The sequence below is a fragment of the Legionella brunensis genome, from assembly GCF_001467025.1.
In the GTDB taxonomy this organism is placed as follows: domain Bacteria; phylum Pseudomonadota; class Gammaproteobacteria; order Legionellales; family Legionellaceae; genus Tatlockia; species Tatlockia brunensis.
In genome coordinates this window covers 87,235-99,002 of the sequence record NZ_LNXV01000005.1, presented here as the reverse complement: position 1 = coordinate 99,002, position 11,768 = coordinate 87,235, and the positions used below count along the sequence as shown (strand labels likewise).

Here is an 11,768-nt window from a genome sequence, read left to right as displayed (position 1 = left end):
ATGTCGTCTAAACGTGTGGTATTTTTTGATTCTAAATTATTAGGTAAGGCTATTTGGGGCGCATTTAAAAAATTAGATCCTCGCATTCAGTGGCGAAGCCCTGTTATGTTTGTTGTTTACATTGGCAGTATCTTTACTTTTATATTATTTATTCAAGCGATATTGGGACAAGGTGAAGCAAGCCCTGACTTTATTTTGGCTATCTCAGTATGGCTATGGTTCACCGTATTATTTGCCAATTTTGCTGAATCTCTGGCTGAAAGTCGTAGTAAAGCTCAGGCTGATTCTTTAAGGGCATTAAAGAAAACGGTTACAGCAAAAAGGTTAGCTAAGCCTAAGTATGGTGCTAAATGGTCACCAAATGTCGCTACAAATTTACGCAGGGGAATGACTGTATTGGTTGAAGCGGGCGATATTATTCCTGCTGATGGTCAAGTGATTGATGGAGTGGCAACTGTTGATGAAAGTGCGATTACAGGAGAGTCTGCTCCTGTAATTCGTGAGTCTGGTGGTGATTTTTCTACTGTGACAGGGGGAACGCGGCTATTATCCGATTGGTTAGTCGTGGAAGTATTAGCAAATCCTGGCGAAACATTTATTGATCAAATGATCGCTATGGTAGAAGGAGCAAAACGGCGTAAAACCCCTAATGAAATTGCATTAAATATCTTATTAATAGCTTTGACTATTATTTTTCTAGTCGTGACAGCCTCTCTATTGCCCTTCTCTTTGTTTTCGGTGGAAATTGCGGCCACAGGCACACCTATATCGATGACTGCATTAATTGCCCTTCTCGTGTGCTTAATTCCCACTACAATAGGAGGCTTGCTTTCTGCAATTGGTGTGGCTGGAATGAGCCGTATGATGCAAGCGAATGTCGTTGCGATTTCCGGGCGGGCTATTGAAGCTGCTGGTGATGTTGATGTTTTATTGCTCGATAAAACAGGAACAATTACTTTAGGAAATCGCGAAGCAGCATCGTTTATTCCCGCGCCAGGGATAACGGAACAACAACTAGCTGATATTGCTCAACTAGCCTCACTCCCTGACGAAACGCCTGAAGGGCGAAGTATTGCGATACTGGCTAAAAAGCGTTTTAACCTTCGCGAGCGCACCATTGCTACTCATAATGCAACTTTTATCCCCTTTTCTGCACAAACAAGAATGAGCGGGGTTGATTTTGATAGCCGTACCATTCGCAAAGGTGCTGCCGATGCAATCAAAGAATATGTCGAGTCACTGGGAAAAATGTACCCTAGAGAAGTGGCACAAAAAGTAGAAGAAACGGCAAAACGAGGTAGTACCCCCTTAGTTGTAGTCGATGATGGTCAAGTTATGGGGATTGTTGAGCTTAAAGATATTGTTAAGGGCGGGATCAGAGAGCGCTTTGCCAAATTGCGTCGTATGGGTATCAAAACAGTGATGATTACAGGAGATAATCAACTGACAGCTGCTGCTATTGCAGCTGAGGCTGGAGTAGATGATTTTCTTTCTGAGGCAACCCCGGAACAAAAATTAAAGTTAATTCGTCAATATCAAGCAGAAGGGCGGTTGGTAGCTATGACTGGGGATGGTACCAATGATGCACCAGCATTAGCACAAGCTGATGTGGCTGTTGTTATGAATTCTGGGACACAGGCCGCAAAAGAAGCGGGAAATATGGTAGATTTGGATTCGAACCCCACCAAACTGTTAGAAATTGTTGAGATTGGCAAACAAATGTTAATTACTCGTGGTTCATTAACGACTTTTTCCATTGCCAATGATATTGCAAAATATTTTGCAATCATTCCCGCTGCTTTTGTGAGCACTTATCCTCAATTAAGCGCCTTGAACATTATGCATTTAAATAGCCCTTCTTCTGCTATTTTGTCGGCGGTTATTTTTAACGCATTGATTATTATTGCTCTTATTCCTTTGGCATTAAAAGGCGTGCGCTATCGTTCCATAGGTGCTGTTTCACTTTTGCGCCGCAACCTCCTCATATACGGTTTAGGCGGCATTATTGTGCCGTTTGTAGGTATCAAATTAATTGATATGTTGTTAGCCTTGTTGCATTTTATTTAGGAGTGATGATGAGTACTAACTTCCGACCTGCACTAGTTCTCTTTCTCTTACTCTCTTTGATTTGTACAGTATTTTATCCCGCAGTGATCACTTTGATAGGACGAATTGTTTTCCCTACACAAGCAGAAGGAAGTCTTTTAATCCATAATGGCCAACTTGTCGGTTCCTCTCTAATTGGTCAATCTTTTTCTGCGAATCACTATTTTTGGGGGCGTCCTTCGGCTACTACGCCAATACCAAACAATGCAGCATCATCAAACGGGTCAAATCTAGGACCTACTAATCCAGAAAAAATTGCTATTATAAAAACAAGAATTGCGGCTTTAAAAGCAGCTGATCCTCAAAATACCTTACTTATTCCTATTGATTTGGTGACGGCTTCTGCTAGTGGCCTGGATCCTGATATCAGCTTGGCGGCTGCATTCTATCAAGTATCGCGAATCGCGCGTGAGCGGCAAATGACTATCAATGAACTTCATGCTTTAATCATACAATACACTCAACCGCGATATGGAGGGATTTTTGGAGAACCCCGAGTCAATGTATTAAGGCTGAATCTAGCGTTGGATGAAATTAAGCTTTCTAACTAATCTGGTGAAATATATAAAAATTATTATTTAGCTTGTATAAAAAATTCAATTCTTTACAAAAAGCCCCTCTGTTATCTAAACTGTTAATATTTAGTTCATAAAAGGGAATTATAATGAAGCCAGTAGCATAGGCTTAGTAAGCATGAATTGCTGAAAATTTAAGGTGAATAAATGACTGATATATTTGAAAAAATTAAAGAATTTCAGCAAGCACTTATAAAAATAAATAATAAGACTCCTTCTCCGAAAGATAGTGCAGTTTTAGATAATAAGGAATTAGCGCGCACTTTCTTTGTCGATCCTAGCTTACTCCCCAAATCCCCTGACTCGTATGGACTTCGAATAGCCCTTTCAGAAGAGAAATCTGTAAGCATTACTGAGTTTGTTGAGGACAATAAAAAGAAATTAGAGGAATATTCGTTTAATGCACTCCAGGCAGCTTTAATTATTACTCAAAGTGCTGCCGATGGTTATGCTTTAGCTATGAAGAATGGGGGAACGATTACACGAGCCCTCAATTTTTTAGATTCACGTGAGTGGGTGCCAAAAATCGTTGATCAAAGAACCTATGAAGTAGGGAAAGCTTTGCAAAAATTTTTGAATGATGCTCTTAGCCCTGAAGTTATGGAAAATATTTATGAGAGTTTTCTTCTCGTACCAATACGGGAGCCAGCTAAACAACAGATGCTTGATATGCTGAAGGTTTTGAATCCGCGATTAGAGGCCTATGAAATGCACTCCCCAGAGAAAGTTGCTGAAGTCAAAGCTTTTTTCTCTTTTGTGAAGGAGCGTGAGAATACGATATGGAAAAAAGAAAAAGAGTTTGAAAAAAAGGAGAGAGAGATAGGTGATTATGTTCTCTCAATTGAAGGCCGTTTAAAAAAACCTCCTGTATCTTCCCAAGAGTTGAAAGAAATCATTGAGTCTCTACCTCAAAAATTACATGAGCTTCGAGAGGCCCGCAGAGTATTTGTGGAGCAGACTGAGCAATGGCAAGCTGAAAATCAGGGCGAATTTGAGATTAATGGTATTAAGCAAAGTTTGCCGGCATCTATTAAAGTTTCTTCTCCTCTCTTCTCACGATTAGGCAAAAACAAACTGGTAAGTGACGATGAGGTGATTGATGAGTGGGTACAAGTTTTTAATGATCCAGAACAAGTAAAATACTCTGAAGAACCTATCAAGACATCACTGGATAAGACTTATCAAAAAATGAAAGATGCCTCTAACTCACAACGGTTAGAAGAATATCTTCAAAAACAGAAAGCGATAGCGGAAGAGCAATTTTTTGCACAAACTGTCCCAACTTTCCTAGCGCAGCTTCAGGGAGCTATCGCGGCCGGCTTTGCTGTGGCAATTCCTCCTGCTTCCTACCAGCCTGGTCAAATTCCTAATGATGCTGACGCTTGTGAGAAGACACTTAGGGAGGTAAAGGCTTATTTGGAGGAGTTTGAGGAAAAAGCAGGGGTTACTTATAGGGATTTTGAAGTAAACAATCCATGCCCAGAGGAGCTCAGTACGCTGGATAGAAAATCCTATGGACGTGCCCTCAAAGAAGCAAAAGGGCAATTATTGAGTATACAAGAACAACACATTGGAGAGATAAAGAATTATATTATAAGCCTGCAAGAAAAGTTGAATACTCTTTCGGCGAAGGTTAGGAGTGAAAAGTTGCGTGAAATGGGTAGGGATATTGGAGAACTTTATAAAAGCACAAAGGCTGCCAGTGCAAAAGAGATTCAAGCGAAAGTAGGACTCGAGCGATTTACCCATGACCAGTATTGGCCGGCTAGAGATGAAATTGAGAAAAGATATGAACCTCAATTCAATGAAATTGAGAAAAAATTTGACACTAGGGCTGAAGAGCGTCGTGTTTTTCTTAGAGAGGCGCAAGAAGCGTTGTTACAATATAAAAAAGCTTTAACCGAAAGTACTGATATTTACATCCCTGAGAAACAAGTTCCTCAAGAAGAATTGAAAAAATATTTGGAAATAGGTGGCAATCCAAAAGAATCAGAATGGATTGATGGTTTATATAAGCAAATCAAGGATGCGAGTGGGTGGAGGGGCTTTTGGACAAATGTTTCCAACTATGCCTCTCACTATAATCCATTAGGAGCCAGCGGTTTTGATTTAGACAATTATTATCTTATACAAGATATCAACAAAAAACTTGAGCAAATAGAAGCAGAGTTGGTGGTTAACATTCGTGAAAAAGATGTCCTGCCAACTCATCAAAACATGGCAGATAATAATTTGTACGCATTACAACAACAATATCACCAGTCTCCAGAAATTAAACAATTAGAAGAAGCAAAAGCGAAAGAGATAGCTGCGTGGAATGAAAAAAGGAAACCCTATGTGCAAGACCATTTGCAGGCGCAGCTTAGTAATCAGTTAGTTACCGTGGTTCATGAGCAAGCTATCATCCAAGAACGTATTTTCAGACTTGATTGTGGGCTTAGTGATCTACAAGATAGTGCCAATCACCTCCTGGATGAAGTAACCCGCTCCCTAGTTACCATGAACGGTGCTCAAGCTTTAGAGTATTGGGAGCATGTAAAAAATGAAGTCGCAGCTATTGATATTCATGGTGCATTTTCTACGGCGAAAAGCTATAAGGAGCCATCTGGAGTAACTGTAAGTAAAGAAATTGATGGTTCGCTTAAGTATAAAGAAAAAGAATGGGGCGAAGAAGGTTCGATTAAAGAAACGAAAATGGAACTAATAGAGATTCCTGTAGAGCTGGAAAAATTAGAAACGGATGCAAGAATGCGCTTTCAAGTTCTAAAGCAACAAAAAATAAAGCTTGATCAAAAACCTAATGCAATAGTTGGTCAAATTGAGGCTAGAAAAGCAGTTATAGCGTCCCTAATCGAATTGGCTGAGATTCAACAAGAGCTCTCTGATTTACTAAAGAGAAGGGAAACTGCTACTGACGATAAAGCTAAAGAAACTTTACTGATAGATATTAGTAAAATGGAAGCCAAGGTAAAAGTTAGCATCAGGAGTTTTGAGGGGAACAATGATTCTGATGTTAAACAAAAATTAACTACTACCAATAAAATGCTTAGAGAGCTTGCTGAGGTTAAGACAAAACTTCAAATAGAGCTGCTAACGGGCATAGACTCTGAAATTATGAGTTTAAATGAGAAAACTGGTGACTTTTTATCTGTTGGTTCAGAAGCCAGAAAAATAGTAGCACAAAGCATTGCGCAGTTTGAGGAAAAAATAACTGCAATCATCGAAGATTGCAGTCAAAGTGAGGTTGAAGAGGTTCGAACAAAATTAGCAGTAACCCAATCGCAAATGGTTGAACTGCATGCAAGGAGGACCATTGTTCCCATCCTTAATCGGTTGGATACTATTCATACAGGTTATAGTGACTTAGCAAATGAAGTCAGATCCTTGTCTGATACTAAGTTTATTCCTTCGTTTGCACTACTTGTAAAAGCCAAAGAATTGGATAAGCAGTTGTCTGCATTAGACACCGTTGATAATCATCCTTTAGTCAGTAAAAAGCTTGCCTTTATTGAGGAAGTTAAGGCGAAGATTAGTCCTGTAAAAGAGAAGTGTGCGGAAGCTTGGAGTAACAATCCATTAGACGTACTGACAGAAATCCATGAAGCTTATCAAGCTTTGAACGAGAAACGTAAGGTTTTGGAGCCTCAATATAAGCATGGAGAAGAAGACAATAAACCTCGCTCTATGCTGCCTCGTTATTATCAGAAAGATAAGAGGCAACTCTATAAAGAGATTGCGTTTTTGGATAGTGTATTCACCGAGGTAACGCGAATATCTAATCAAATTTTAGGGGAAGCTGAGCAGGAAAAACTAGCATTAATTAAAAAAGAGCAAACAAAAATGTTCTTGTTCCAACAAGTCAATGCACCTCAGTCTGAAGATGCGAAAAAGCTTTTTGGAGACGAAAATAGCGAAGAGCAATACAAGGAACAATATAATGAGGCGAGAGTTTGCCTTGAAAAAGAATATTTTGGTGAACAAGCTAGTGATGAGACATCCTTGGGGGGCTTTTTTGGTGAGTATCTGCAAGAGCGGGCTCAAACATTCTGGTTTCGTGATTTAATGAGCTCTGTTGCTGCATTTGCATTGGGATGTTTTGGGTATAAAACTGAAGCTCAGGAAAGACAAGAGTACCTACAAGATTTAAAAGATACTTTTGAAGCATATAAAGAGGATCCAGAAAACTACGATCAATTGATGATCAAGATTGATGAAGGGGAGCGATTTAAACCGCGGAGTAAAGAAAAAGCTCATTTCGAGCACACTTTACAGTCTCACTTGGCTAAATTTAAAGAAGAAGTAGGGAAAATCCATGAGCAAAATACCGACCTTGAGGAAGAGGAAACGCTAAAAGCATGTCTCTAAATCAAGCTGCAGGAATTTTTCTGAGTAGCAATTGGTAACGGTAGCTACAAAATATAGATTGTGTTTTTCAAAGGGATGGTTTTAAAGGCAAGCAAGGGAGTTAACCCATGGTTGGGATAGATGACCAGCGACCCGACCCTGATATTTTACTGGCGAAAGTGCAAAGCCAAGAGAAACTAGCTTCTCAGGGTAGATTAAGAATTTATTTCGGTGCCTCAGCGGGAGTGGGAAAAACCTATGCAATGCTCACAGAGGCGAGAAAACTTAAGTTAGAGGGCTATGATGTCGTCGTGGGCCTTGTGGAAACCCATGGTCGCAAAGAAACCGATGCCCTTTTATTAGATTTACCTATCCTTACCCGTAAAGCTATCCATTATCGCGGTAAAGAAATTTTTGAATTTGACATCGATGCTGCATTAGCAAGAAAACCCGACCTAATCTTGGTGGATGAATTAGCCCATTCTAATATTCCTGGCACCCGCCACCCAAAACGTTGGCAAGACATTGAAGAGTTACTTGAAGCAGATATAGATGTTTTTACCACGCTCAACGTACAGCATCTGGAAAGTTTAAATGACGTTATAGGTGACATTACCAATATTCATATTTCTGAAACAGTTCCAGATACTATTTTTGATAAAGCCGATGAAGTGGTTATAGTGGATATTACGGCGGATGATTTGTTATTGCGCTTAAAGGAAGGAAAAGTCTATCAAGGAGCCCAGGGCGAATTAGCTGCAAAAAATTTTTTTCGTAAGGGGAATTTAATTGCTTTGCGGGAATTGGCATTACGGCGTACTGCTGAGCGTATCGAAGAAGATGTTCAAGCTTATCGTGTAGAACAATCGATTAATGAAGTTTGGAAAACTGATACGGCGTTGCTTGCTTGTGTTGGAGAGCGTCCTGGAGCTGAATATGTTATCCGCAATACAGCAAGACTGGCTAATCAATTAAATGCTGATTGGCATGCTATTTATGTTGAAACGCATCAATTAATGCATTTACCATTTTCAAAGCGTCAGTATGCGTTAAAGGCATTAAAACTTGCTGAGGAATTAGGTGCGACGACATCAATTTTAACCGGTGAGGACATATTGCTGACTATAGTTGACTATGCCCGCAACCAAAATTTTTCGAAAATTGTTTTTGGTCGAAGGAGCCATTCTTTTCGGTTCTGGCGTCGTTCGCTATTGTCACGGATGGCTAATTTTGCACCCGATTTGGATTTATTAGTTGTTGGCAACATAAAAGATACTGAGACAGGAAAAGTAAAAGAAGTAGACTATGAAGTTCAAAAGCAAAAAAAGGGCTATCAGCACTATTTGATGGTTATTGGGTTGAGTTTACTTACCATTCTAGTGGTCAAGTTGTTCGAGTCATTACTTAACATGGTCAATATCGGTCTTTTGTTCTTATTAATGCTGTTGTTAATAGCGATTCGTTTTGGCCGAGGTCCTTCAGTTGTTGCTTCACTGGTGGCAGTTTGTGGTTTGGATTTCTTTTTTGTAACCCCTCGCTATTCTTCTCTGATTGCAGATAGGCAATATCTGATTATGCTGATATTGATGTTTATTATTGTAGTCACGACTGGTTATTTAACATCAAATCTACGTTATCAAATATTTGCAGCGGGGCAGAGAGAATCTCAAACGCATAGGTTGTATCAATTTTCGCGCGAATTATTAAGTGCGCTGCAAACAGAGCCCATATTAGAAACGACCAGAATGTACATTCTACATGCGTTTAATGCACGAGCCTGGTTATTATTACCGGATGATGCCGATCGTCTAAAACCACTGTCTAGCAACTCTAATATGCAAGATTTTGATATGGGCATTGCTCAATGGGCTTTTGATCATAAGGAGGCTGCGGGATATGGCACCGACACTTTGCCTGGGAATAGTTTTTTTTATTTGCCTCTTGTAGCACCAATGCGTACACGAGGCTTATTAATCATTAAACCCAAAAATCGACATTGGATGAAAACACCAGAAGAGCGGCAGCAACTTGATACATTTGCTGCTCTTGCAGCACTAGCACTCGAGCGCGTTCATTTCATTCAAGTTGCTCAAGACGCTCTTGTGCATATGGAGTCAGAGCGAATACGAAACGCCTTATTAGCCGGATTATCCCATGATTTAAAGACTCCTATGGCCTCCATGCTCAATTTGTCGAAATCTTTAGTGAAGTCCGACTCAGCTTTAACTCCCCTACAAAAAAAGCTAGCTCAATCTTTAAAAGAAGAAATACTGCACATGGAAAGGTTAATTAATAATTTACTGGAGATGGCGCGTATAAAAAGCGGTGAATTAAAATTAAATCTTCAATGGCGTCATTTTGAAGAAATTATTGTTAATGCCATGCGTGTTATTAATGCCAAAATAACTACTCATCCAATAGATACTCTGCTCGAAGAGGACTTACCACTCATTTATTTAGATGCTGTTCTAATGGAAAAAGTACTTTCTACCCTGTTAGAAAGGGCTTGTAAATATACCCCCAAGGGTACGAGCATTATTTTGGAGGCCGCAATTAGTCAAGATAATTTATGCATTAATATCTACGATAAAGCGTTGACACTTTCTGCAGGGCAAGCAAAAGCTATAGCGCATTTTAAACATGATTTTCGTATTGACTTGGAAGTTGCTATTGCAGGGGCTATTATCGAAGCTCACGGTGGTAAGATCCACCTTGGACATTCGCCCATGGGCGGAACATCAATCATTTGCTCGATTCCATTGAAACCATCGACTGACTTGATTGTTTCTGATGCATGATTGAGGTTCAAAATTTTTGATTAATCTTTACACAATAACGCAAGCCTGCTATGATAATCTGCATGAAAGTAATGACTACATTGTTTCATTATATCATTATAGTTAGTCTGGTTTTATTTACTATAAAGCCATTGCTGTCCTATGAACAATCAAAACAGCCTTTTCCTATTCAATACACGACTACTCACAGTAAATGCTCAAGTGGAACGACCACAGTGTCTGCTTGTCAAATGTCAATTTTTTACACCATAACTGAAGAACAAATCACCAAGAATTTATATTTATTTATTCTAGCCGGCTTACTTTGTTATAACTATCGGCAGTTAAAATCTACTTCACCGCATTCGAGGTTATTTAAACCACCTATCTTATCCCATTAATCAATAGACCTCTTCCCAAACTCTACTGGGGCGAATTGCTTCATGGATGCAGTGCTGGCATGTACACTCCGGTTCTCCGCTGTGCGTCTCCTTGTACTTCGCTCTCCTCAGCAAGTTTGGAAGAGGTCTAATACATCAAATGCTTCAGTATTACTTTATTAATTTGATTAATAGGAATAAAAATGAAAAATTTCAAACGCCTTATGAGTGTCTTGACGCTCATGCTTATTTCGCATGTAGTCTGGTCATTTTCACCCGGATTTGAAAGTTCCAATCCAACGACAATCATGCATTTTATTCAAGGAAATAGTGCTTTAGTTTATTTAAGTGCATTTTTTGGTCTTGGTATTTTGCTAGCGTTTACCCCTTGCGTTCTACCGATGATCCCTATTTTATCAGGTATTATTGTGGGGCAACGTTCTTTATCGACGGCTAAGGCTCTTAAACTTTCACTTAGTTATGTCCTTGGCATGGCGATAACGTATGCTGCTGCTGGTATGGTTGCAGGTTTAATGGGAAGTACCCTACAAACTTTAATGCAACGCCCCTTGGTAATCATTGCTTTTAGTTTGATCTTTGTGCTAATGGCTTTGTCCATGTTTGGTCTATTTGAGTTACGCATGCCTTCGAAAATCAGTGCCAAACTGACATCTTTTAGCCAGAAAAATGGCAGGACCAATTTAGCCTCTGTCGCGATTATGGGAGTTATTTCGACTTTAATTGTTTCGCCATGTGTCACTGCGCCATTAATTGGTGTTCTGACTTATATTGGCCAAAGTGGTCAGGCTGGAATGGGGGGGCTGATTCTTTTTGTTATGGCTTTAGGGATGGGTATACCTTTGATTTTGGTAGGAGCAGGTCACGGTTCATTGCTACCTAAAACAGGGCCATGGATGATAAAAATCAAGCAATTTTTCGGTATCATTATGATCGCCATGGCTATTTGGATGTTGGCGCGAATTTTACCTGAAGAAGTCGTTAAACTTTTATGGGCAATATTATTGATTGTCGGTAGTATCAGCTTAGGTAGTCTGCGAACTAAATCGACTGGATTAGGGCGCTTGTTTCAAGGAGTAGGGGTTATTGCGCTTATTTCAGGAGGAATTATTGCTTATTCAGCAGTGCCTACACTGATGACAAATAACAAAGTTATTGCATCAGAAGCAGAATCATTTATTCATGTTAATAACTTGCAGGCTATACAAGAAAAACTACTGGTTGCCAAAAAAGAAAATAAGGCAGTTTTTCTTGAATTTTATGCGACTTGGTGCAGTGATTGTCAGGAAATGGATAGCAAGGTTTTTAATCAGCCTGAAGTAGCTAAGGCAATGGCAGGATTAGTAAATATCAAGGTGAACATTAGTGAGAGTGACAGTCAGGAAGTCAGTAAAATTAAACGGCTCTTTGCTATTTACGGTACACCTACCATGCTTTTCTTTAACGCAAAGGGAGAGCAGCTGACCAGGCTAAACGCTGTGGGGTATATTGATAAAAATGCGTTGATTGTGTTATTAAAACAACTTCATTCAGCAACTTAAATTGAAAGCCCGTATTTCATGTTAATA

At 39.5% G+C, this 11,768-nt stretch carries 6 protein-coding genes; all 6 read left to right on the top strand.

Annotated elements, in window-relative coordinates:
* The 6 genes from kdpB (at position 1) to dsbD (ending at position 11,741) form a co-directional block, all read left to right on the top strand.
* On the top strand, positions 1-2,067 hold the full coding sequence (gene kdpB, locus Lbru_RS04180; protein ID WP_058440938.1) for a potassium-transporting ATPase subunit KdpB: 2,067 nt from the start codon (positions 1-3) through the stop codon (positions 2,065-2,067).
* A gap of 8 nt (positions 2,068-2,075) precedes the next feature.
* Entirely contained in the window at positions 2,076-2,657 is a 582-nt protein-coding gene (kdpC, locus tag Lbru_RS04175) for a potassium-transporting ATPase subunit KdpC (protein ID WP_058440937.1), read from the top strand.
* A gap of 171 nt (positions 2,658-2,828) precedes the next feature.
* Entirely contained in the window at positions 2,829-7,046 is a 4,218-nt protein-coding gene (locus tag Lbru_RS04170; protein ID WP_058440936.1) for a hypothetical protein, read from the top strand.
* A gap of 107 nt (positions 7,047-7,153) precedes the next feature.
* Positions 7,154-9,823, top strand: a complete 2,670-nt coding sequence (locus tag Lbru_RS04165; protein WP_058440935.1) for a DUF4118 domain-containing protein — start codon at positions 7,154-7,156, stop codon at positions 9,821-9,823.
* A 50-nt stretch (positions 9,824-9,873) separates the two neighbouring features.
* A complete protein-coding gene (locus tag Lbru_RS18120; RefSeq protein WP_476630052.1) occupies positions 9,874-10,203 on the top strand; it encodes a lpg1681 family protein in 330 nt (109 codons plus the stop codon).
* Positions 10,204-10,385: 182 nt separating this feature from the next.
* Positions 10,386-11,741, top strand: coding sequence for a protein-disulfide reductase DsbD (dsbD, locus tag Lbru_RS04160; protein WP_058440934.1), 1,356 nt, complete (start codon positions 10,386-10,388; stop codon positions 11,739-11,741).
* Positions 11,742-11,768 lie beyond the last annotated feature (27 nt).

What these genes read in the sequence shown, in the direction of transcription:
- Lbru_RS04165 (WP_058440935.1), top strand. Translation starts at nt 7,154, where the DNA reads ATGGTTGGGATAGATGACCAGCGACCCGACCCTGATATTTTACTGGCG.
- Lbru_RS04170 (WP_058440936.1), top strand. Translation starts at nt 2,829, where the DNA reads ATGACTGATATATTTGAAAAAATTAAAGAATTTCAGCAAGCACTTATA.
- Lbru_RS18120 (WP_476630052.1), top strand. Translation starts at nt 9,874, where the DNA reads ATGATAATCTGCATGAAAGTAATGACTACATTGTTTCATTATATCATT.
- kdpC (WP_058440937.1), top strand. Translation starts at nt 2,076, where the DNA reads ATGAGTACTAACTTCCGACCTGCACTAGTTCTCTTTCTCTTACTCTCT.
- dsbD (WP_058440934.1), top strand. Translation starts at nt 10,386, where the DNA reads ATGAAAAATTTCAAACGCCTTATGAGTGTCTTGACGCTCATGCTTATT.
- kdpB (WP_058440938.1), top strand. Translation starts at nt 1, where the DNA reads ATGTCGTCTAAACGTGTGGTATTTTTTGATTCTAAATTATTAGGTAAG.